The organism is Flavobacterium anseongense (genome assembly GCF_021608185.1).
GTDB lineage: Bacteria > Bacteroidota > Bacteroidia > Flavobacteriales > Flavobacteriaceae > Flavobacterium > Flavobacterium anseongense.
Genome location: NZ_JAKIHN010000001.1, coordinates 250,972 through 273,470 on the forward strand (window position 1 = coordinate 250,972; position 22,499 = coordinate 273,470).

At 35.5% G+C, this 22,499-nt stretch carries 18 protein-coding genes; 8 read left to right on the forward strand and 10 right to left on the reverse strand.

Annotated elements, in window-relative coordinates; genetic code table 11:
- Positions 1-49: 49 nt before the first annotated feature.
- The 3 genes from L1S35_RS01085 to L1S35_RS01095 all read right to left on the reverse strand — a co-directional run bounded on the left by L1S35_RS01085 (position 50) and on the right by L1S35_RS01095 (position 3,332).
- Positions 50-1,888, reverse strand: coding sequence for an outer membrane protein assembly factor BamB family protein (locus tag L1S35_RS01085; RefSeq protein WP_236395872.1), 1,839 nt, complete (start codon positions 1,886-1,888; stop codon positions 50-52).
- A gap of 27 nt (positions 1,889-1,915) precedes the next feature.
- The gene (locus L1S35_RS01090; protein WP_236395873.1) at positions 1,916-2,305 is read right to left on the reverse strand and encodes a hypothetical protein; all 390 of its coding nucleotides are present in this window, start codon (positions 2,303-2,305) and stop codon (positions 1,916-1,918) included.
- 76 nt (positions 2,306-2,381) lie between these two features.
- Positions 2,382-3,332, reverse strand: a complete 951-nt coding sequence (locus tag L1S35_RS01095) for a GSCFA domain-containing protein (protein WP_236395874.1) — start codon at positions 3,330-3,332, stop codon at positions 2,382-2,384.
- 122 nt (positions 3,333-3,454) lie between these two features.
- Between L1S35_RS01095 and L1S35_RS01100 the strand changes: the two genes are divergently transcribed.
- Both L1S35_RS01100 and L1S35_RS01105 read left to right on the forward strand, forming a co-directional pair.
- Complete coding sequence (locus L1S35_RS01100) at positions 3,455-5,206, forward strand: ABC transporter ATP-binding protein (RefSeq protein WP_236395875.1); 1,752 nt, start codon at positions 3,455-3,457, stop codon at positions 5,204-5,206.
- A gap of 178 nt (positions 5,207-5,384) precedes the next feature.
- The gene (locus L1S35_RS01105) at positions 5,385-5,792 is read left to right on the forward strand and encodes a hypothetical protein (protein ID WP_236395876.1); all 408 of its coding nucleotides are present in this window, start codon (positions 5,385-5,387) and stop codon (positions 5,790-5,792) included.
- Positions 5,793-5,877: 85 nt separating this feature from the next.
- On the opposite strand, the gene alaS is transcribed toward L1S35_RS01105, so the two are convergent.
- On the reverse strand, positions 5,878-8,514 hold the full coding sequence (alaS, locus tag L1S35_RS01110) for an alanine--tRNA ligase (RefSeq protein WP_236395877.1): 2,637 nt from the start codon (positions 8,512-8,514) through the stop codon (positions 5,878-5,880).
- A gap of 284 nt (positions 8,515-8,798) precedes the next feature.
- Here alaS and L1S35_RS01115 point away from each other — a divergent pair, with 284 nt between their 5' ends.
- From L1S35_RS01115 to L1S35_RS01135, 5 genes are all read left to right on the forward strand, one after another.
- Positions 8,799-9,779, forward strand: a complete 981-nt coding sequence (locus L1S35_RS01115; protein WP_236395878.1) for a peptidoglycan DD-metalloendopeptidase family protein — start codon at positions 8,799-8,801, stop codon at positions 9,777-9,779.
- Complete coding sequence (locus L1S35_RS01120) at positions 9,779-10,111, forward strand: MerR family transcriptional regulator (protein ID WP_136150662.1); 333 nt, start codon at positions 9,779-9,781, stop codon at positions 10,109-10,111. The genes L1S35_RS01115 and L1S35_RS01120 overlap by 1 nt, the downstream gene beginning before the upstream one ends.
- 76 nt (positions 10,112-10,187) lie before the next feature.
- Positions 10,188-10,781, forward strand: coding sequence for a LemA family protein (locus L1S35_RS01125; protein WP_236395879.1), 594 nt, complete (start codon positions 10,188-10,190; stop codon positions 10,779-10,781).
- Positions 10,782-10,790: 9 nt separating this feature from the next.
- Positions 10,791-11,231, forward strand: coding sequence for a TPM domain-containing protein (locus tag L1S35_RS01130; RefSeq protein WP_236395880.1), 441 nt, complete (start codon positions 10,791-10,793; stop codon positions 11,229-11,231).
- Positions 11,228-12,025: a TPM domain-containing protein gene (locus L1S35_RS01135; RefSeq protein ID WP_236395882.1), complete on the forward strand. Its 798-nt coding sequence runs from the start codon at positions 11,228-11,230 to the stop codon at positions 12,023-12,025. The genes L1S35_RS01130 and L1S35_RS01135 overlap by 4 nt, the downstream gene beginning before the upstream one ends.
- Before the next feature lie 58 nt (positions 12,026-12,083).
- Here L1S35_RS01135 and leuB read toward each other — a convergent pair whose 3' ends face one another.
- Genes leuB through L1S35_RS01155 form a run of 4 tightly spaced genes read right to left on the reverse strand, consistent with a single transcriptional unit; the run spans position 12,084 to position 16,374 of the window.
- Positions 12,084-13,202, reverse strand: a complete 1,119-nt coding sequence (gene leuB, locus L1S35_RS01140; protein ID WP_236395883.1) for a 3-isopropylmalate dehydrogenase — start codon at positions 13,200-13,202, stop codon at positions 12,084-12,086.
- Positions 13,203-13,212: 10 nt separating this feature from the next.
- Positions 13,213-13,818 carry a 3-isopropylmalate dehydratase small subunit gene (gene leuD / locus L1S35_RS01145; RefSeq protein ID WP_236395884.1) on the reverse strand — a complete coding sequence of 202 codons (606 nt, stop codon included), beginning with the start codon at positions 13,816-13,818 and terminating at the stop codon, positions 13,213-13,215.
- A gap of 1 nt (position 13,819) precedes the next feature.
- Positions 13,820-15,205 (reverse strand): 3-isopropylmalate dehydratase large subunit, encoded by a 1,386-nt coding sequence (leuC, locus tag L1S35_RS01150; protein WP_236395885.1) that lies wholly within the window; start codon positions 15,203-15,205, stop codon positions 13,820-13,822.
- Positions 15,206-15,207: 2 nt separating this feature from the next.
- Positions 15,208-16,374 (reverse strand): 2-isopropylmalate synthase, encoded by a 1,167-nt coding sequence (locus L1S35_RS01155; RefSeq protein ID WP_236395886.1) that lies wholly within the window; start codon positions 16,372-16,374, stop codon positions 15,208-15,210.
- Positions 16,375-16,526: 152 nt separating this feature from the next.
- Here L1S35_RS01155 and L1S35_RS01160 point away from each other — a divergent pair, with 152 nt between their 5' ends.
- Positions 16,527-18,071: a hypothetical protein gene (locus L1S35_RS01160; RefSeq protein ID WP_236395887.1), complete on the forward strand. Its 1,545-nt coding sequence runs from the start codon at positions 16,527-16,529 to the stop codon at positions 18,069-18,071.
- A gap of 51 nt (positions 18,072-18,122) precedes the next feature.
- Here the strand turns inward: L1S35_RS01160 and L1S35_RS01165 are convergent, their stop codons facing one another.
- Positions 18,123-20,903: an outer membrane beta-barrel protein gene (locus tag L1S35_RS01165; RefSeq protein WP_236395888.1), complete on the reverse strand. Its 2,781-nt coding sequence runs from the start codon at positions 20,901-20,903 to the stop codon at positions 18,123-18,125.
- Between the two features lie 228 nt (positions 20,904-21,131).
- Positions 21,132-22,442, reverse strand: coding sequence for a ribosome biogenesis GTPase Der (der, locus tag L1S35_RS01170; RefSeq protein ID WP_236395889.1), 1,311 nt, complete (start codon positions 22,440-22,442; stop codon positions 21,132-21,134).
- Positions 22,443-22,499 lie beyond the last annotated feature (57 nt).

A 22,499-nucleotide genomic window follows, 5' to 3' on the forward strand; every position in this document is an offset into this window, starting at 1 on the left:
AAAAGGACTGTAAGTCTCAAGTTACAGCCCTTTTATTCAAACTAAAATCCTAATTATTTACTTTGATTTTCTCTACTTTTTTGCCTTTAAAAGCGAAGATATATTCCCCATCAGAGGTGATGTCGATTCCGGCACCATATTTTGGACTACCACCTTTTCCTTTAGACTGAACAGATCCTTTGGTTTCTCCATTTGTCATGTCGATTCCGTAGATAATGTTTTTACTATTTCTTTGATCTCTCAGGAAATAATTATCGCCGATATGATAGAAATAATCCACTCCTTTTATTTTGTCAGAAGCATAAGCGCGAGTACCATCTTTTTTGTTATAAGCAGCCAATCCTTTTTCTGAAAGTACTACAACTCTGTCTCCAAAATCGATAACATCGGTTGCTTTACCAACTTTCGCATCATTGTGTTTTACATCAAACAATTGATTCCCCGAAGCAATGTCATAACCATAGAATTCGTCTCCGTCACCAACAAAAACTGTTTTATCATTATCGATAATTAAATCGGTAATTCTTTTGTCGAATTTTTCAGAACGCCAGGCCGTTGTTCCATTTTTGTCATCTAAAGCTAACACACTATTTTTTTGTGCTTTATAATCCCAATAAATGTAAGGAACCCATTGTTTCACTGTTCCTCCGCCAAAACCACCTAAAGCCATTCCTGCTGATAATCCGTTTGACGTTTCCTCTAATCTGTATTCCTGAACTTGTACTTTACCACCAACCTGAACCATAATTTTATCACCGGTTTTATAGATGTTTGGCATACAAAAAGCACCTGTAATTTTTTCGGAAGCCCAAAGTAGTTTCCCCGAAGCCAAATCGTGTTTTTCGATATATTTGGTTCGGTCTCTTGTTCCCAACATAACCAAATAAACCGCGTCATCAGTAAATAAAGGATCGGCTAAAGTTCTGTAAATTTTTGAACGTCTTCCTCCACTAAACAAACCTCCATTGGCACCGCCCATATCATTTTCATACGTAGCTTCCCAAAGTTTTTGCCCTGTGTTATAGTCGTATACATTAATTCCGTCTAAATACATGAATATTTTATCTCCTTTGATCCACAAATCAATGATGGCTCTGCGGGTTACCAGTTCTTTTTCTACTGTTCCTCTAAACGTGGCATCCCAAAGAACTTCACCATTAGTGGCATTAATTCTAACCAATTGGTTTTTGAATCCTGAGAACAATGCTCCTAAAGCTGTCGGTTTGAAATTCACCATAATGATTTCATTTCTCTTAGCATCGTATATATATTTCCCAACGCCACCTTTAAAACGATTGGTTTCCCATATTTTTTCACCTGTATTAGCTTTTACCAATATCACTGAATTTCTTTGTGAAATTAGAAACGAATCCAACTCATCTATGTATTTCACCGTTTCCAATTCGCCTTCATCTGTTCCTTCTATAGATTTGGCTCCACCTTTTGGAATTAAGTCTTGATATAGTTCCGAGTTCCATAATTCCCTTCCAGTAACCAAATCCAAAACAGCCACTCTATCGGTTCCTAATTTTCGTGCATCAAAAAGAAATAAGTAACCTCCTTTTTCTTTCCAAATGGTGTATTGGTATTCAGAGTTGTTGGTTTTGTTGGTAGTCAATTTTTTATAATCACCACTCCAAATCGTTTTCCCGTTTTCATCCATTACAGTTGCTGAATTGTCATCGGTGCCAATAATATATTGACCATCTCCGTCACACAAAGCCAAACGTGATGCTTTGTTGTCAAACTCTGATTCCCATACGGTAGCAAAGTTTCCTGATTTTTTTCCGGCTGATTTGCCTTTGCCTAATAGCTTCCCAAACTGGGCAGTTGCTGGTAATGTGAATGCTAAACTTAGCACTGTCATTACTAAAATACTTTTTTTCATTGTTTATTGTTTTTATTGTTAGGGTTGTTAAAATGTAGCGGTATAACGAATCTTATAACGCTGTTGTTTTTGAAGTTTAAATTGAAATTTGTGTTGCAGAATGTAGTCCGACATGAAATTGATAAAATCAATATTCTTAATATCGCTATCTACTTTAAAAAAAGAAGAAACCTTTCCGTTTTGTACCACACCAATGTCAATAACCATAGTTCCTTTTACATCAGCGTATTTTTTGTTTTTTCTTTTTACAAAATCTGTGGACTGAAATACTTCGTCAATTTCTTTGGTTACCATTGCCGAAACCTCTTCCTCATCTGTTAGCACTGGTCTTGAGTTAAAGATGTTGGTTTGAGCAAACGAATTGGTAGTACATAGCATAAAAAATGCGAATACTAAAGTAGTTTTTAAAATTCTCATGGTTTTAGGTTGTTAATTACATAGCAAACCTATGATTAAAACCTAAAGAAGAAAATACGACAAATGTCGTATTTTGTTAAAATTGAAAGTGCGGAAATTGCTTTTGAAGCCTGATAATCTTATCGTTAAGATTCCTTAGGAATTTTTGATGGCTATCAGAATTCGGATTAAAAGGGCGATGTGCTAATGCTTTTTGGATGCTGGAAACTTCTTCCATTGTTGCATGGTTTTCTTCAGTAATATAATTTTCAAAAAAGCGAATCCAAATATAATCTATCGCGGTTTGATTTGGATGCAGCATGTCTTCGGCATAAAAACGATAATCGCGAAGCTCGTCCATTAGGATTTCATAGGAAGGAAAATAGTTGCACTTCGGCAAGCTCAGTATGACAACATTGTGCAGAGCAGAAATCAAATTTGCTTTGCTTCTTTGGTTTTCTACAAAACCATCTTTGATGTGTCGAACCGGTGAAACCGTGAATATGAAATTACAATTTGGATTGACTTTACAGATTAAGTCAATGGTGTTTTGAATAGATGCTTCGATAGTTGTTACCGATAGAATTTCTTTGTCAAATTGACTTTGCGGTACTTTATGACAATTGGCTACAACTTTTTTAGATGCTTTGTTTCGGTAAACCCAGGATGTTCCGTAGGTAATGATGATATGCGTGGATTGGATTATTAGATTATTAGATTTTTGGATTATTAGATTTAATTTTTCTAAAAATTCCGCTTTATCCGGATGGCTCAACTCCGAATGTACTTCGAAACAATGCCATAAATCGTTGTGAAAAAAAATATCTTCTTCGGTAAACTTTTGGTTATTGACAACTCTCGAAATCAGTTTTTCTATAGAAACCGGATTAAAAATTATTCCAAACGGATTTGTTGTGATTTGGAATTTAAAATATTGGAATTTCTCTCCCATGTTTTCGGCAAAACACGAACCCAATGATACAATTTTAGAATCATAGTTTATCGGATTGTTCGATTTAGCTATTGGTACTTTAGTGGTGAAATCCATTCTTCAAAAGTACAAAATGATTTTAAACTCAAAATGGCTATCGAATTATAAAGTAATACAATCCAAACTCAAACATGGTGGCTAATTATTTTCTACTTTTGACATTCATAATTTTACACTTCATGAAATTACTATACAATTATCTCAAAAAACATAAACTGCTCTTATTTTTTGCCTTACTAATGGCAGCCATAAACATTTGCTTTAGCTTATCCGATTCGGTAATTACCGGTAAATTAATGCAGGATTGTGGTGTTGGCATCGCCAAATACAAAGGCAATGAAATTGGTTTTATCAAAGCGGTTTCATTTTGGCTCGGTTTATCACTTGGCGCAGCGATGATTTCGAGAATTACCAAAAACTTTCAGGATTATTTTACCAATATTGTCATTCAGCGAACCGGTGCTGAAATGTATACCGACGGAATAAAAAAATCATTGGATTTACCTTATGAAGAATTTGAAGACCAACGCAGCGGTGAGACTTTAAGCAAGTTAACCAAAGTGCGTTCCGATTCGGAAAAGCTGATTACGCTTTCCATTTCATTGATATTTCAAACCATAATCGGGTTTATTTTTGTGATTATCTATGTTGGCCGAATCGATTCCCGAATCTCAATCATCTTCTTAATTACAGCTCCGATTATTGCTTTTGTGAGTTCATACTTGGGTAAAAGAATTAAAATTGTTTCCCGGAAGATTGTAACACAAACCAATGCATTGGCTGGTTCGACAACCGAAAGTTTGCGTAACATTGAATTAGTAAAAAGTTTGGGACTAACCTATCAGGAGGAAAAGCGTTTGAACTTAAACACGCTGAAAATCCTGCAATTGGAGTTACAAAAAATTCGTTTTATCAGAAGTTTGAGTTTTATACAAGGAACAACGGTTCATTTTCTGAGAACTTGTGTGGTTTTTACACTTTATTATTTTCTGTTTGGTGAAAAAATTATTGTTGGTGATTTATTGACTATGGTCTTCTTTACCTTCTTTATTTTTGGTCCATTACAAGAACTAGGTTCGTTTATTATTGCTTTGAATGAAACCAAAGTTTCTATGGATAATTTCAAGGAATTATTGAATGCCCCAAAAGAGTATCGCCCTAAAAATGCCAAACATGTTGGCGATATTCAAGCCTTACATTTCTCCAATGTTAGTTTCAAACACAAAACGGCAAAACATCCCGCTGTGGAAGACATTACTTTCGATATCAAGCAAGGTGAAACGGTTGCTTTTGTTGGTCCGTCCGGAGCAGGAAAAACAACTTTGGTAAAACTTTTAGTAGGATTGTATCCGCCGGCAAAAGGTCACGTGAAATACAACTCGATTGATTCGACTGAAATTGATTTATTGGATTTGCGAAAACAACTCGGATTCGTAACTCAGGACGCACAATTATTCTCGGGAACAATCAGGGAAAATTTATTGTTTGTAAAACCATCGGCAACCGATGAAGAATTACTGGAAGTATTACACAAAGCCAGTTGTGACAAATTATTAGCGCGTGCCGAAGACGGATTGAATTCAACCATTGGCGAAGGCGGAATCAAAGTTTCCGGTGGTGAAAAGCAACGCTTATCTATTGCCCGTGCCATTTTGAGAAATCCAAATTTATTGATTTTTGACGAAGCAACTTCGGCTTTAGATTCGATTACCGAAGAAGAAATCAATGCAACTATCAGAAGTATTTCGGATAAAAACAGAATCACCGTTTTAATCGCTCACCGATTATCGACTGTCATGCATGCTGATAAGATTTTTGTATTGGAACAAGGTCGAATCATCGAGCAAGGGAAACACGAAGCTCTGATAGAAGAAAAAGGATTGTATTATGCGATGTGGCGTCAGCAGATTGGAGAGCGCAAAAAAGAATAAATAGCAAAAAGCCCGGCAATACTGCGAAAATTAAGAAGTTATCCAACTTATTTAAAACAGCTATTTATACAATGGTAAAACCTAAATGTAATTTTAATCTATTTTTAAGTATCTTTTTTATAATCATGATATGATTATTAGATATATTTGATTGAACTTTAATTTTAAAAAAACAAAAATGAAACATCTATTAACAACTCTTTTTGCGGTTTTTATCACTTTCACAGCCGCAAATGCACAGGAAAGCACAAGTACAAATACACAACAGGAAAAAGTACTTACTAAAGAGGAAAAAGCAGCTCAAAAGGCACAAAAAGAAGCTAATCTTCAAGAGACTTTTAAAGCAGCCGGTTTGACAGCTGAGGAACAACAAATGGTAAGAACTTCATTAGAAGCACGGTCTGCTTATAAAAAAGAATTAAAAGCAGACACTTCGTTAACTGAAGAGGAATTTAATATAAAATATAAAAAATTCACCAGCGAAGAAGACCAAAAATACAAAGCAGCTTGGGGTGAAGAAAAATATAAAATTTTTAAAGCTACTCAAAAAGCACAAAAAGAAGCGCAAAAACAAGCTGAAAAATAATTCATATTGTTGTTTCTAAATTTAAAAACAGGGCATAACTTTTATTAAGTTATGCCCTGTTTTTTGAATATTATTTTTTGTTTTTTTATTTCACAAAATCAACTGCTTTTTCCAACGCTTCTTTAATTCCGGCTACATTTTTTCCGCCAGCTGTTGCAAAGAAAGCTTGTCCGCCGCCGCCACCCTGAATGTATTTACCAAGTTCGCGAACTACGGTTCCGGCATTTAGATTTTTATCAGCTACTAATTCTTTCGAAATATAGCAGCTTAACATTGGTTTATCGCCTTCGGCTGTAGCCAAAACTAAAAACAAATTGGTTCCTAAAGTTCCCAATTCATAAGCCAAATCTTTTGCGCCTTCAGGATTTAAATCGACTTGCGCTGCCAGGAATTTAATTCCGTTGATGTCCTGCAATTGCGAAGCCAATTCTCCTTTTAAGCCTTTTGCTTTTTCTTTTAAAAGTTGCTCGATTTGTTTCTTTAATTTGGCATTATCATCCTGCAATGAAACAACCGCTTTTAAAGTATCCTGTGGATTTTTCAAGGTTTCTTTAATTGCCTCCAAATCGCTTTCCTGCTGCGTAAAATAAGCTTTTACAGCATCACCGGTAATCGCTTCAACACGACGTATTCCGGCAGCAACCGCACCTTCAGAAAGAATTTTGAAATGCCATATTTCGGCTGTGTTTTTCACATGAATTCCACCGCAAAGTTCACGGCTTTCGCCAAATTCGATCATGCGAACCGTATCACCATACTTTTCGCCAAACAACGCCATTGCGCCTTTTGCCATTGCTTCCTGAATTGGAATATTTCTGTATTCCGTCAATTGCAATTGCTCTTCTATTCTTTGGTTGACAAAATCCTCAACCTTGCGAATTTCTTCATCGGTTACTTTGGCAAAATGCGAAAAGTCAAAACGCAAATGATTTGGATTTACCAAAGAACCTTTTTGCTCAACGTGTGTTCCTAAAATAGTTCTTAATCCTAAATGCATTAAGTGAGTAGCCGAGTGATTTTTAGAAGTTGCTGTTCTTAAATCTGTATTGACTTTTGCCACAAAATTTGCTTCAATATTTTCCGGAAGTTGTTTTGCAAAATGCAGAATTAAATTATTTTCTTTCTTCGTATCAATAATGTCAATGGTTTCGTTTGCCGAAACTAATGTTCCTTTATCGCCAACCTGCCCACCACCTTCAGGATAAAAAGGTGTATTATCTAAAACTATTTGGTATAAAACACCATCCTTTTTAGAATCTACTTTTCGGATACGGGTAATCTTTACTTCGTTCTCAGTTTTATCATAACCAACGAATTTTTCGACATTTCCCGGAATTAAAACTTTCCAATCTTCTGTCGAAACTTCAGAAGCGGCACGCGAACGGTCTTTCTGTGCTTTCATTGAGGCATCAAATTCAGACTCTTTGAAAGACATTCCTTTTTCCTTTAAAATTAAAGCTGTCAAATCTTTTGGGAAACCAAACGTATCATACAATTCGAATGCTTTTTCTCCGGAAACTTCGTCGCCTTTTGTTTTGGTAACTACATTATCCAACAACTGTAAACCCTGATCTAAAGTTCTCAAAAACGAAGCTTCTTCTTCACGGATTACATTGGTAACCAATTGTTGCTGCGATTTAATTTCTGGGAAAAATTCACCCATTTGGTCTGCCAAAACTTCAACTAACTTATTGATAAAAGGCTCTTTGGTATTCAAAAATGTAAATCCGTAACGAATTGCACGACGCAAAATTCGGCGAATTACATAACCTGCTCCAGTGTTTGATGGCAACTGTCCATCAGCGATAGCGAAAGCAACAGCTCGAACGTGATCGACAATTACACGAATAGCGATGTTGATTTTATTTTGTTCCTCAGATATATTTTTAACTTCGTTAGAAGTGTATTTAAGACCTGTGATTTGTTCTACTTTTTCAATAAGCGGTGTAAACACATCGGTGTCATAATTTGATGTTTTGCCTTGTAGCGCCATACATAAACGCTCGAATCCCATTCCGGTATCGACGTGCTGCGCCGGTAATTTTTCCAGACTTCCGTCAGCTTTACGGTTGAATTCCATGAATACGTTGTTCCAGATTTCAACTACCTGTGGATGATCATTATTCACTAAACTTTTACCGGATACTTTTGCTTTTTCTTCAGCTGAACGAATGTCAACATGAATTTCGGAGCATGGACCACACGGACCTTGATCCCCCATTTCCCAGAAGTTGTCTTTTTTATTTCCAAGAATGATTCTGTCTTCATCAATTAAGGTTTTCCAGATATCCCAGGCTTCCTGATCGAACGGAACATTTTCTTCCGGGTTTCCTTCAAAAACGGAAACATATAGATTTTCTTTTGGAATTTTATATACTTCAGTCAATAATTCCCATGCCCAGTTGATGGCTTCTTTTTTGAAATAATCACCAAAAGACCAGTTACCAAGCATCTCAAACATGGTGTGATGGTAAGTGTCAAAACCTACATCTTCTAAGTCGTTGTGTTTTCCTGACACACGAAGACATTTTTGCGTATCGGCTATTCTCGGGCTTTTTGGGGTTCCGTTGCCTAAGAAAAATTCTTTGAATTGTGCCATTCCCGAGTTGTTGAACATTAGGGTTGGATCATCTTTTAGAACGATCGGCGCCGAAGGAACGATTAAGTGTCCTTTGGATTCGAAGAATTGTAAAAACTGTTTACGAATGTCTTGTGATTTCATTATTGTGTTTATAGTTTGTAGTTTATAGTTTATTAAAACGATAAACATTAAATTTAAATATAGTTTGTCTTTAGCCCCGATTGCAGTGGAAATCCTTTTTTGAAAAAAAAGATTGCAACGGAAAGCGGGAGGATGGTTGAATCAGATAATAAAAAGTTCCGCTCCTGAAAAGAATCTGAAACAAGTTCAGATTAAAATTTAGGGTTTGACTGAAACATTTGTTAAATTTGTTCGTATAACCATTGTTTTTAAAAAACTTCCACAAAAATAGTATAAAATAAAAAATGGCGAAGAAAGTAAAGTATTATTTCGATACCGAAAGTTTGGCTTACCGCAAAATAAAACCGAAACTGTCTAAAAAGTTAGGATTTATTGGTTTGTTTTTACTTGCTTCCGGTCTTTTTGGTTTTTTATGTTTTGTGGTGTTATTGAATTCTTCCTATTTAGAGACTCCGAAAGATAGATTGCAGGCACGTGAAATTGAAACGATGAAATTGCGTTATGCCATTTTGAATAAAAAAATGGATGAAGTTTCCGATGTTTTGGATGATGTTGCTGATAGGGATAATAATATTTACCGTGCCTATTTTAATACGTCGCCTATTCCGAATGAACAGCGAAAAGCCGGTTTTGGTGGTGTTAACCGATACAAAGAATTGGAAGGATTTAACAACTCCGAATTGATTATCAAAACCTCAAAACGTGTTGATGTGATTTCGAAGGAATTGGCAATTCAATCCAAATCACTAGATGAAATTTTGAAATTGGCTAAAGAGAAAAACAAATTACTTGCTGCTATTCCGGCAATTCAGCCCTTGAAAAATGAGCAATTAAAACGCATCGCTTCCGGTTTTGGTTATAGAAGTGATCCTTTTACGAAAGTGAGAAAAATGCACGAAGGGATGGATTTTACGGCAAGTACCGGAACACCCATTTTTGCTACTGGTGACGGTGTCGTTAAGGCTGCAGACAACTCGAAATCGGGTTATGGTAATCATATTGAAATCAATCATGGTTTTGGTTATTTGACTTTGTATGGTCATTTAAGCAAATACAAATGTCGCGCCGGACAACGAGTAAAACGTGGCGATATTATAGGTTATGTAGGAAGCACAGGAAGAAGCGAAGCACCGCATTTGCATTATGAAGTTCATAAAGACGGCAAAGTGGTTAATCCAATAAATTTTTATTACGGAAATATCTCGGCAGCAGAATATACTGCCATTTCAAAATTAGCTAATCAAGAAAATCAATCTCTAGACTAATGCATATAGAACTAAATCCAGACAAAAGATATTATAGCATTGGAGAAGTTTCCAAAGCTTTTAATGTAAACACTTCACTGATTCGTTTTTGGGACAAAGAATTCGACATACTGAAGCCAAAGAAAAATGCAAAAGGCAACCGAATGTTCACACCTGAAGACGTGAAGAATTTACAGCTGATTTATCATTTGGTTAAAGAGCGAGGCTTTACGCTTGACGGCGCTAAAACACATTTGAAAGAAGGCCAAAAGAAAACGCTTGACAAGTATGAAATCATCAGCAAACTCGAAACGGTGAAAGCACAATTAGTAAATATTAAAAATCAATTATAAAAGCTTTAAGCAATAGGCTTTAGGCAATAAGCAACAAAAACAATTATAAATAAATTAAACCTTAAATTAAATAAACATGAACTTTAGAAAATTTTTACCTTGGATTATCGCAATTGTTGTAATATTTGGAATATACAGCTATGTGAAAGGAATTAATAACACAGCCGTAACTTTGGGACAAACCGTAGAGCAATCTTGGGGTGATGTTCAAACCTCTTATCAAAGAAGAAATGATTTGATTGGCAACTTAGTTAATACGGTAAAAGGATATGCAGAACACGAAAAAACTACATTAACTGCGGTTATTGAAGCGCGTGCTAAAGCAACTGCTGTAACCGTAGACCCAACCAATATTACACCTGAACAATTGGCTGCGTTTAATTCGGCTCAATCCGGGGTTTCTTCTTCTTTATCAAGATTATTGGTAAGTGTTGAGCAATATCCAAACCTGAAAGCCGATGCCAGCTTTTTGAAATTGCAAGACGAATTAGCAAGTACAGAAAATCAAATTTTAACAGCCAGAACTCGTTTTAACGAAGCAGTTAAACCATACAATACTCATATCAAAACGTTCCCAAATTCTTTATTTGCGGGAATGTTTGGCTTCAAAGAAAAAGCTTATTTCCAATCGGTTGCCGGTGCTGAAAAACCTGTTGAAGTAAAATTCTAATTTAGCGCAATGTCTAAAGTAGAAGATTTTTTAACGAAAGCCGAAGAACAGGAAATTGTTGAAGCTATTGGCAAAGCCGAAAAAAATACTTCCGGAGAAATCAGGGTGCACATAGAAAAAGAAACTTCCATAGCTGCTATCGACAGGGCTATGGAAGTATTCCGTACTCTTAACATGGAAAATACCCAGGAACGTAATGGGGTTATAATCTATGTGGCTGTAAAAAGTAAACAATTTGCCATTTATGGCGATAAGGGAATTAACGAAAAAGTAGCAGCCGATTTTTGGAATTGCACCAAAGACGCTATGCAAAATCATTTCAAAAACGGAAATTTTAAGCAAGGTCTAATCGATGGCATACTGAATGCCGGAGAGCAGCTTAAGAAACATTTTCCTTATGCAGATGGTGATACCGATGAATTGTCAAACGAAATATCTATAGGAGAATGATACAGTACAAAAAGAATATCTCGATTTTCCTAAAACTGTTCGTTTGTTTTTTGGTTACTCAAGTCAGTTTTGCACAATACATTATTCCCGAAAAACCTTCTTTGCAGACTTCAGTTTATGATTATGCGAATGTACTTAGTGCTTCCGAAAAAACACAGTTAGAAGAAAAACTGATTCGGTATTCCGACTCGACTACTACCCAAATTGTTGTCATTACCATTGAAAGTTTAAAAGGAGAAGACATTGGAATACTTACCCCAAAATGGGGACACACCTGGGGAATTGGCGGAACCGAAAAAAACGACAACGGTGTTATTATACTTTTGGCGAAAGCCGAGAGAAAAATATGGATTTCGGCTGGTTACGGTTTGGAAGATAGGTTAACTGCCGGAATTGGTGGAGAAATAACCCGAAACATTATTATTCCAGAGTTCAAAGCCGGTAGTTATTACAATGGTTTAGACAAAGGAACAGATGCTCTTATTGATGTTTTTAAAGGCAAATACAAAGGCGAAAGAAAACAATCTAAAAAAGGAGATAGCTTTCCAATTCTTCCTATTATCATCATTATTATTGTCATTATAATCATTATTGCTAAGAATAAAAATAATGGTGGCAACTCCGGTGGACGTGGTGGCGGAATGGATTTAGCTGATATCATCCTATTGAGCAGCCTCGGAAGAAGCAGTGGCGGTGGTTTCGGTGGATTTGGTGGCAGTTCCGGCGGTGGCGGATTTGGTGGTGGTTTTGGCGGAGGAGGATTTTCCGGTGGAGGTTCCGGTGGAAGCTGGTAATAAAAAAAGATAGATTGTGCACACAATCTATCTTTAAAATTAACCAACTCAACTTACTTTAAATAATTATCGATTTCCCAATTCGGATATTTTCATAATTAACATAATTGCTATCATCCGTATTAAGGATATAATTTGCTATAACAGTTCCCACATAGTCAGTTCCGAAGTTTCTTATCGAATTCAAATCGGGTGTAACTATGTTGTTTTCTAACGACTGTTCTACTGCTTTATGTATGGCTTGTGCTTCTTCTTTTAATCCGAAATGTTCTAATAACATGGCGGAACATAAAATAGCAGCAATAGGATTGGCAATGTTTTTCCCTTTTGCTTGAGGATAAGAACCGTGAATTGGTTCGAATAATGCATTCTGATTTCCAACTGATGCCGAAGCTAACAATCCTATTGAACCACCAATTACGCTGCCTTCATCTGAAATAATATCTCCAAACATATTTTCAGTAAGTATCACATCAAACTGTCTTGGGTTAAGAATCATTTGCATCGCAGCATTATCAACATAAAGAAAATCCAGCGTAACATCAGGATATTCTTTGGCCAATTGAGTAACAACTCTTCTCCACAATCTTGAGGTTTCTAAAACATTTGCTTTATCAACCAGTGTAACTTTTTTATTTCTGGTTTGTGCAGCTTTGAATGCCAAATGAGCAATGCGCTCAATTTCAAATTGCGAATACTCACATAAATCAGAAGCTGTCGTACCATCATCACTTAACTTCTTTTCGCCAAAATAAATTCCGCCAGTAAGTTCTCTGTAAATAACCATATTTGTTCCTTCTATAATTGAAGTTTTCAAAGGTGATTTTTCTACCAGTGAATCAAAAGCTTTGATTGGTCTTATGTTGGCAAACAAACCCAATTCTTTTCTCAATTTTAACAATCCTTGTTCCGGACGTACTTTTGCATCTGGATTATTATCGTATTTTGGATCACCAATAGCACCAAAAAGCACGGCATCCGATTTTTTACAAAGTTCTAATGTAGCATCTGGTAAAGGATTATTAGTTTTATCGATAGCAATCGCACCAACTAAAGCTTCCTCAAATTCAAAAGTATGGTGATACACTTCTGCCACAACTTTTAAAACTGCCACGGCCTGCTTGGTCACTTCCGGTCCTATTCCATCTCCTGATAAAACGGCTATTTTCAATTTCATAATTTCTGGATTATATAGTAGTTATTATTTGTAAACTGGTTTTTTCAAATGCTTCAATGATGTCTTTATTATTCACTAAAAAATCAATATCATCATAGCCATTAATCATGCAGATTTTTTTATACGAATCAATTTCAAAATACTCTGTGTAATTAGTATCTTCAATTGAAATGGTTTGATTTTCTAAATCGATAATCAAATTTGTCTTTGGTTCAGCTTGTATTTTATTTAAAATAACGGCCAAAAATTCTGGCGAAACAACTATTGGCAATAATCCGTTATTGAGTGCATTTCCTTTAAAAATATCAGCGAAATAACTGGAGACAACTACTTTAAATCCATAATCGGTTAAAGCCCATGCCGCATGTTCGCGACTACTTCCGCAGCCAAAATTATCACCGGCAACCAAAATACTTCCTGCATAAGTAGCATCATTCAATGCAAAAGTTGGAATCGGTTGGTCCTTCTCATCAAACCGCCAATCTTTAAACAAATGATTTCCAAACCCAATTTTATCGGTAACTTTTAAAAATCGTGCCGGTATAATTTGATCGGTGTCAATATTTTCAATTGGCAATGGAACAGCAGTTGATTTTAATTGTATAAACTTTTCCATATTAATTTAATTGTTGTGAAATATCAATAATTTTTCCTTCGATTGCTGTTGCTGCAGCTACTAACGGACTTGCTAAAAGTGTTCTTGCTCCTTGCCCTTGTCTTCCTTCAAAATTTCTATTGGATGTCGAAACACAATATTCTCCGGCCGGAACTTTATCATCATTCATAGCCAAACATGCTGAACAGCCAGGCTGACGAATCTCAAAACCCGCTGCTTCAAAAACCGCAGTTAAGCCTTCATCCTGAATTTGTTTTGCCACTTGCTGTGAACCCGGAACTATTAATGCTGTAACGTTTGCCGCTTTTTGTTTTCCTTTTATATATTGGGCAACGACTCTAAAATCCTCGATTCTGGAATTGGTACAGCTTCCTATAAAAACATAATTTATGGGTTTGTTGATTAAACTTTCTCCTTTTTTAAAGCCCATATAGTCTAATGATTTATCAAAAGAGGCATCTTCTACAACCGGAATGTTATCGGTAATTTTAATTCCCATTCCCGGATTTGTACCATACGTAATCATTGGGGCAATGTCTGCTGCATCAAAATGATATTCTTTATCAAAAACTGCATCTTCATCAGATGGCAATGTCTTCCAATATTCTATTTTTTGAAGCAGTTCCTCTCCAACCGGAGCAAATTTTCTTCCTTTGATGTAGTCAAAAGTGATTTCATCGGGCGCAATCATTCCGCCTCTTGCTCCCATTTCGATACTCATATTGCAAACTGTCATTCGGCCTTCCATACTCATTTCGCGAAAAACATTTCCGGCATACTCACAAAAATAGCCTGTTCCCGAATTCGTTCCGATTTTAGAAATAATATACAAAATCACATCTTTCGGCGATACATTTTTGGCTAATTTTCCATTCACGTTAACGCGCAGACTTTTAGGTTTATTGAGTAACAAACACTGACTTGCAAAAACCTGAGCTACCTGACTCGTTCCTATTCCAAAAGCAATACTTCCAAAAGCACCGTGAGTTGACGTGTGGCTATCTCCACAAACCAAGGTCATTCCGGGTTGCGTAATTCCGAGTTCAGGCGCAATAACATGAACAATTCCTTGATATTGGTGACCTAAACCGTATAATGTAATTCCGTTTTTAGCACAATTTTTAGTAAGCATTTCGACTTGATTTCTGGCCAAATCATCTACAATTGGCAGATGCTGATTTTTTGTTGCCACATTATGATCGGCTGTCGCCACAATTTGTTTTGGGCGAAATACAGGAATCGAACGCTCCTCTAATTCGGCGAAAGCCTGTGGACTTGTTACTTCGTGAATTAAATGCTGATCTATATATAATACTTGCGGACCATTAGGGACTTCGAGTACCACATGACTATCCCAAACTTTATCAAATAATGTTTTCTTTTTCATGATTATACTAAAATACCAATGTTACTGTTTTGAATAATTTGATGCACATCGTCATCTATGACTTCTTTTTTTCTATCGGCTACTTTTACAAATTCGAGATAGACAACGTCTAATTGAAGTTTGGTAAGTTCATAACCGATTTTTTTGGCACGATAAGCCAATGCAGCCCGACCACTACGCGCCGTAAGTATAATTGAAGAATCGTTTACACCAACATCTTTTGGGTCGATTATTTCATAAGTCGATTTATTTTTAATCATTCCGTCTTGGTGAATTCCGGAGCTATGAGAAAAAGCATTTGAACCTACTATGGCTTTGTTTGGTTGGACTAGCATTCCCATATGATCGGAAACCATTTGGCTTGTGCTATACAATAATTTAGAATTGATGTTCGTATCTAAACCCAAACGAGGATGCTGTCTTAAAATCATGACAACCTCCTCGAGTGATGTGTTTCCGGCTCTTTCGCCTATTCCGTTGATGGTACATTCTATTTGTCGCGCACCATTTATGACTCCTGCAATTGAATTGGCTGTAGCCAAACCTAAATCATTATGACAATGACAGGAAAGAATTGCCTTTTCAATTCCAATGACGTTTTCTTTAAGATACTTTATTTTTGCTCCATATTCATCCGGAAGACAATATCCTGTTGTGTCAGGGATATTTAACACTGTTGCTCCGGCTTTAATGGCTTCGCTACATACTTTAGCTAAAAAAACATTATCGGTTCTTCCGGCATCTTCTGCATAAAACTCGACATCATCAACAAATGATTTTGCATAGTAAACTGCTTCAGCTGCACGGTTAATTATTTCGTCCTGCGACGCATTAAATTTATACTTGATATGCGTTTCGGAAGTCCCAATTCCAGTATGAATTCTAGGTTTCTTGGCATGTTGAATGGCTCGTGCTGCAGCATCAATGTCTTCTTTCACGGCACGTGTTAAAGCACAAACTGTAGCATTTTTTACTGCTTTTGAAATAGCTTCAACCGAATTAAAATCGCCCGGACTTGAAATAGGAAAACCAGCTTCAATAACATCAACACCTAATTCATCTAAACGCTGAGCAATTATTAACTTCTGCTCTGTATTTAATTTGCAGCCCGGCACTTGTTCTCCGTCGCGCAATGTGGTGTCAAATATTTGAACTTTTTGATTTTCCATATTAATAATTAAACTTAAATTAGTTTCTTTATACGAATATATATTTTGCATTACTAAAATAAAATCTAATTTTTGAATACATTACAGTATTAAACAAAATAATTTAGGATTTAAAATTTTGATTTACAGCATATTACAATCTAATTTTTACGATGGCAAACCCAACAAAAGATAATTTATTTGTACTTATTTCATCGCTTTCTAAATCAGAAAAGCGACAATTTAAATTGTATGTCAATCGATTAGGAGATAATGAAGACGCTAAATTTTTGCAGCTTTTTAACTTGTTAGATAAAATGAAAAGTTATGATGAAGATGAAATTCTAAAGAGTAAAATCGTAACCAAACAACAGCTTTCTAATTTAAAAGCTCATTTATACAAACAAATTCTAATTAGTTTGCGGATGAATCCTATTAATCAAAATATTAGGATTCAGATTCGGGAGCAATTGGATTTTGCCACTATTTTATATCAAAAGGGCTTATACAAACAAAGTTTAAAAATTCTGGATAAAGCCAAAGGAATTGCCCTTGAACACGACGAAAAAAATATTGCATTTGAAATAGTTGAGTTAGAAAAAATAATCGAATCCCAATATATTACCCGAAGCATTGCCTCTCGCGCTGACGAACTTACCATTGAAGCAATGGAATTGAGCAGACATAATGTAATTGCCAGCAAACTTTCTAATTTATCATTGCAGCTATATAGTATTATGCTCAAAAGTGGTTATGCTAAAAGTGATGCTGAGATGCAGGAAATCAAGACCTATTTTAACAATAAAATGCCCAAATATCAATATGAAAAATTGGGATTCAGAGAAAAATTATGGTTGTATAAAGCGCATCTCTGGCATAGTTTTTTAATTCAGGATTTCCTTTCCTGTTATAAATATTCGAGTAAATGGGTGGCGCTTTTTGATAAAAATCCACAAATGATTTCTTTAAATCCGGTTTGGTATATTAAGGGAAACAGCTATCTATTGGAATGCTTGTATTTAATAAAACACAAATCCTATATGAAAGAAGTTTTAGAGCGGTTGAAACAAACTATCGCTTTAGATTCTTTTCCAAAAAATGATAATTTAAGTTCATTATATTTTCTTTGCTATTATAACAGCATGTTCAATTTGCATTTCTTAGAAGGAGATTTTGAAGGCGGTTTATATTTGGTTGATGAAGTTATAAAAAACATCAAGAAAAACGAAGACCGTGTTGACGAACATCATATTATGGTTTTTTATTATAAAATAGCCTGTCTTTATTTTGGTACGGGCAACAATAAAAAATGCATCGAATATTTGAATAAAATTATCGAAAACAAAAACCTAACAATGCGAGAGGATTTGCTCTGTTTCGCAAGAGTTCTTAGCCTCATTGCTCACTTTGAAGCCGGAATGGATTATCGCCTCGAAGCGCAATTAAAAAACACCTATGACTTTCTAATCAAAATGAATGAACTTCATGAGGTGGAACGGGAAATGATTAAATTTTTGAAAAATTTAGAAACTATTTACCCAAATCAGCTCAAAGCAGAATTCATAAAATTGCATGAAAGATTGCTAGTTTATGAAAATCATCCTTATGAAAAAAGAGCGTTTTTATATCTGGATCTAATTTCTTGGCTGGAAAGTAAAATTCAGAATAAACCGGTAGCACTAATAATTCAGGAAAAAGCTAAGAATCTGATTCGATAAAAACTACAAAAGCATATAAAAAAACCTCTTTCAAATGAACGAGGTTTTTTTTTACCAATTGAATCTTCCGCTTGATTTCTTTTCTTTTCCGGCAAATTTTTCAATCTTATAGGTCAAAGAAAACATAACATAACGTTTTAAAACTATATTCTCTTCATCTCTAATGGTTGTTGGAGTAATTGTTCTTGTAGCATTCTGATTTTGATTCAGCAAATCATATACCTTGACTTTGGCGGTAAATTTTTTGTTATAAAAACTATACGCCAAACTCGTATTCCACAGATAGAAATCTTTCTTGAAACCATCAGCGATGTTTGAATTGTATGTATATCCAAAGTCATTCCCGAATATCCAGTTCTTTGGCCAGTAATTAGTAACCTGCATATTAAATTTATGCACAAAACTTGAAGCCGAAGACACTATATAATTCGAATATTTGGTATCATTAACCGTATATCTATATGACGGATTTATAGAAAATAATTCTCCATAATCGTAGGTGAAATTTACTCTTGGTGTGATGTCAAAAACTTTCGCTTCATACAATTCACCATTAGTAAATCCTTTTATTAAATCGTAACCTGCATTGAATCCAAAACCAAATTTAAAGCTGTGCGCTTCTTTTTTGATTGTTTTACTCCAATGAAAACCAAACCAGCTTTCGTAAGTTCCATTAATATTTTCGTAGGTAGTAGTTCTTTTTCTGTTGTCATCAAAAACTGTAGAAGACACCACTTGGTTATCATAAATGCTTCCGCCTGCATAAATACTGTAACCCGATTTGGTAGCATAGTCATAATCCCTGAAACTAAAATACATCTGATGGTATTTATTGGGATCGAGATTTGGATTTCCGATAAAAGTATTCAATGGATTGGCTAAATTTTCTACCGGAAGAATCTGGCTGGCCTGTGGAAAATAGGACTCGTAATTGTAGTTAACCCAGATGGCTTTCGACTTCGTAAAATTATAACCACCGTACAGATTCGCAGAGGGTAAAATATATTGCTTATTCAAATCGACAACATTTCCAAGATACAATGAATGGTTATCAAACTTGGTAATGGCCTGACCTAAATTCACATACAATCGGTAGTTCTTTTTCTCAATAGAAAATCCGGCTGTTGGTGTAATCGTATTTCGGGTTGAAGTCAGATGATTGGTCAGGACCTCATTCTCGATGGTATAGCTTCCTGAACCCGAATCAAAATCGAAAGCTTTTCGGTCTTCTGCAACTCTTTCGTTTTCAATTGTTGCAGCAATATTGATGGCTATAGAATCTCCAACAGGTTCCGTATACTGAAACTCAGTAGTATATTTATCCGTCACGTTTTGCGTGTTCTTAATCTGATTCCGAATATCATCCGGATTACTACCTTGATAAAAAATAGTACTCGAATTCGTCAGGTTTTTGATTTCTGTTTTGGTATTTTCATTTTCAAAAGCAGCACTGATATTCCTTCTTTTTCTTTTAAACGCTTTATTGAAATCAATCCTGTTATTGAAACTCTGCCTGTCATTTTCATTGGTTACAAATGAAGAACTTTCGTTTAGCAGTTGGTTCGACTCATCAATTGATTCTTCAAAAGAATTGGTTACTGACTGACTGTTTGATTTGGCAAACTTTGGAACAATTACAAACGAAGCCGTGGAATCGATTTTATATTCCAGTTCCATATTCATATTATGACTGTACTTATCTTCCTTTGAATCCGATACGGAGTTGGTGGTAAAATTCCCATCAGGCAGAAAATTGATCTGATTGGTTTTATTCTTATTATTGGTATCAGCACTTGCAAAAAAGTAACTGGCTGAGTTATTGAAGTCTTTAAAAAGCTCATCAGAATAATTTATTCCTAAAAGATTGGAATGTGTGATGCCTCTATTGCCTCCAAAACGCATTCCGTTTAATCCAAAAGAACCATCAGAACTGGTGTAAAAAGAATTATTCCTGGTTCCGCTCATATTGTCATAAATCTCATCCATTGAAAAGCCCGTTGCATTAATATTATTTGACGAAGCTAAAACACTGATTTTTCTTTTATCTTTAAAATAATTGACGAGTGCACTGCTTTCGTAACGTTTATCGGTTCCGCCTCCTGCCATGAATTTACCGAAAAAACCTTTGTTCTTATCCTCGTCAATCGTCAGATTAATGCTGGCATTGTTAGAACTTGCTGCTTGACCTGTGATTTCTTCTTTTTTGGTTTTGGTATCCGTAACCTGCACTTTATTAATAATATCCGAAGGCAGATTTTGCAACGCTATCTTTCCGTCTTTGTCAAAAAATGGTTTGCCGTTCACTAAAATCTGGTTGACTTCTTTTCCGTTGACGGTAATTTTTCCTTCAGCATCAATTTCGACGCCGGGCAATTGTTTTAGCAAGGTTTCGACATTCGCATCAGGGCGCAGTTTGAATGAAGAAGCATTAAATTCTAAAGTATCTTTCTTAATCCTTATTGGCGGAGTTTCATTTTTGATAACGACTTCATCCAACTGATTGGCAGATTCTTTTATTTCAATAGTGCCAAAATCTTTATCTTCAGAAACGGATTCCAATCGGATTTTAGTTTCGCGATAACTGATATAAGAAACTTTCAGAACTATAGGCTGCGTAATTTTTTTAATCTTAAAATCGAAATTTCCGAGTTTGTTGGTAATGGTGTAATCTACAACGGCTGAATCTTTGACAGAAGATAGATAAACGGTAGCAGATTCTATAGGTAATTTTGTAGTTTCATCGATTACTTTTCCTTTTAAGGAAATTGTTTTTTGGGCGAAGGTAAATGTGCTTATCAGAAGAAAGCAAATTAGAGTGAGAGATTTGGGCATAAAAAAATTAGCAGTTAGTATTAAATTGTAATAAAACGGCTAATTTCTTATTTTATTGTTTAGCGTTAAAAATTCTTACGAAACTTTAACATTTAATTATTTTCTCTGATAAAGATATCAATCAAAACCAAGATGTCAGTCTGATCTTATCGAAGACCCTATTATAAAGAGGCACTTCGACAGGCTCAGTGTAACAATGCATTTCTAATTGGCAATATAATCTAAATTTTATTTCTCTCTGATGTAAATATCAATCGGAACACCTGAGAAATCCCAGTTTTCACGGATTTTATTTTCTAAGAAACGCTTGTACGCTTCCTGAACATATTGAGGCAAATTCGCAAAAAATACGAATTGTGGTGTTGGTGTTGGCAACTGCATGCAATATTTAATTTTTACATATTTTCCTTTCACCGCTGGTGGTGGATAAGCTTCAATTAGTTTCAACATATAATCGTTGAATTTTGAAGTCTGAATACGCTGTTTCCTGTTTTCAAAAACTTGAACTGTCGTTTCCAATGCTTTTAACAAACGTTGTTTTGTCAATGCCGATACAAACAAAATAGGCACATCGGTAAATGGTTTTAGTTCTTCCTTGATTTTGTTTTCGTAATCACGAGTTGACATGGTGTCTTTTTCGACCAAATCCCATTTGTTTACTAAAATCACAACCCCTTTTCTGTTTTTCTCAGCTAGCCAAAAAATACTCTGATCCTGACCTTCGAAACCACGGGTTGCATCAATCAATAAAACACAAACATCCGAATGTTCAATCGCACGAACCGAACGCATTACCGAATAAAATTCTAAATCTTCTTTTACTTTAGCTTTTCTTCGAATTCCGGCTGTATCAACCAAGTTAAATTCAAATCCGAAACGATTGTATTTGGTATCAATTGCATCACGGGTTGTTCCGGCAATATCAGTAACTACAAATCTATCTTCTCCAATTAACGCATTGATGAAAGACGACTTTCCGGCATTTGGTCTTCCAACTACACAAAATCTTGGTAAGGCCGCTTCTTCTTCAGTTACTTCTGGTAATTCCGGTAACACTTTTACTAATTCATCTAAAAGTTCTCCTGTTCCGCTTCCGCTGATGCTGGCAATGGTAAAATATTCACCTAAACCTAAATTGTAGAATTCAACTGCGTCTTTTTCACGCATCGCATTATCAACTTTATTGACTGCTAACAATATGGGTTTGGTAACTTTTCTAAGTAATTTGGCTACCTCTGCATCCATAGGTGTAATGCCTTCTTCTACATCAACCACAAAAATAATCGCATCTGCTTCATCTATAGCCAACTCAACCTGACGACGAATTTCTCCTTCAAAAATATCGTCTGAACCCTTGATATAACCACCCGTGTCAATTACAGAAAACTCTTTTCCATTCCATTCACTTTTTCCATAATTTCTGTCACGGGTAACACCACTAACCGAGTCAACTATAGCTTCTCTTCTTTTGATTAAACGATTAAAAAAAGTCGATTTCCCTACGTTTGGTCTTCCAACTATGGCTACAATATTGTTCATGCGTATTTTTAATTTTTTGCAAAGGTAGTTTAATTAAGTTGAAAGTCAAGGGATAAG

What these genes read in the sequence shown, in the direction of transcription:
- L1S35_RS01085 (WP_236395872.1), bottom strand. Translation starts at nt 1,888, where the DNA reads ATGAAAAAAAGTATTTTAGTAATGACAGTGCTAAGTTTAGCATTCACA.
- L1S35_RS01090 (WP_236395873.1), bottom strand. Translation starts at nt 2,305, where the DNA reads ATGAGAATTTTAAAAACTACTTTAGTATTCGCATTTTTTATGCTATGT.
- L1S35_RS01095 (WP_236395874.1), bottom strand. Translation starts at nt 3,332, where the DNA reads ATGGATTTCACCACTAAAGTACCAATAGCTAAATCGAACAATCCGATA.
- L1S35_RS01100 (WP_236395875.1), top strand. Translation starts at nt 3,455, where the DNA reads ATGAAATTACTATACAATTATCTCAAAAAACATAAACTGCTCTTATTT.
- L1S35_RS01105 (WP_236395876.1), top strand. Translation starts at nt 5,385, where the DNA reads ATGAAACATCTATTAACAACTCTTTTTGCGGTTTTTATCACTTTCACA.
- alaS (WP_236395877.1), bottom strand. Translation starts at nt 8,514, where the DNA reads ATGAAATCACAAGACATTCGTAAACAGTTTTTACAATTCTTCGAATCC.
- L1S35_RS01115 (WP_236395878.1), top strand. Translation starts at nt 8,799, where the DNA reads ATGGCGAAGAAAGTAAAGTATTATTTCGATACCGAAAGTTTGGCTTAC.
- L1S35_RS01120 (WP_136150662.1), top strand. Translation starts at nt 9,779, where the DNA reads ATGCATATAGAACTAAATCCAGACAAAAGATATTATAGCATTGGAGAA.
- L1S35_RS01125 (WP_236395879.1), top strand. Translation starts at nt 10,188, where the DNA reads ATGAACTTTAGAAAATTTTTACCTTGGATTATCGCAATTGTTGTAATA.
- L1S35_RS01130 (WP_236395880.1), top strand. Translation starts at nt 10,791, where the DNA reads ATGTCTAAAGTAGAAGATTTTTTAACGAAAGCCGAAGAACAGGAAATT.
- L1S35_RS01135 (WP_236395882.1), top strand. Translation starts at nt 11,228, where the DNA reads ATGATACAGTACAAAAAGAATATCTCGATTTTCCTAAAACTGTTCGTT.
- leuB (WP_236395883.1), bottom strand. Translation starts at nt 13,202, where the DNA reads ATGAAATTGAAAATAGCCGTTTTATCAGGAGATGGAATAGGACCGGAA.
- leuD (WP_236395884.1), bottom strand. Translation starts at nt 13,818, where the DNA reads ATGGAAAAGTTTATACAATTAAAATCAACTGCTGTTCCATTGCCAATT.
- leuC (WP_236395885.1), bottom strand. Translation starts at nt 15,205, where the DNA reads ATGAAAAAGAAAACATTATTTGATAAAGTTTGGGATAGTCATGTGGTA.
- L1S35_RS01155 (WP_236395886.1), bottom strand. Translation starts at nt 16,374, where the DNA reads ATGGAAAATCAAAAAGTTCAAATATTTGACACCACATTGCGCGACGGA.
- L1S35_RS01160 (WP_236395887.1), top strand. Translation starts at nt 16,527, where the DNA reads ATGGCAAACCCAACAAAAGATAATTTATTTGTACTTATTTCATCGCTT.
- L1S35_RS01165 (WP_236395888.1), bottom strand. Translation starts at nt 20,903, where the DNA reads ATGCCCAAATCTCTCACTCTAATTTGCTTTCTTCTGATAAGCACATTT.
- der (WP_236395889.1), bottom strand. Translation starts at nt 22,442, where the DNA reads ATGAACAATATTGTAGCCATAGTTGGAAGACCAAACGTAGGGAAATCG.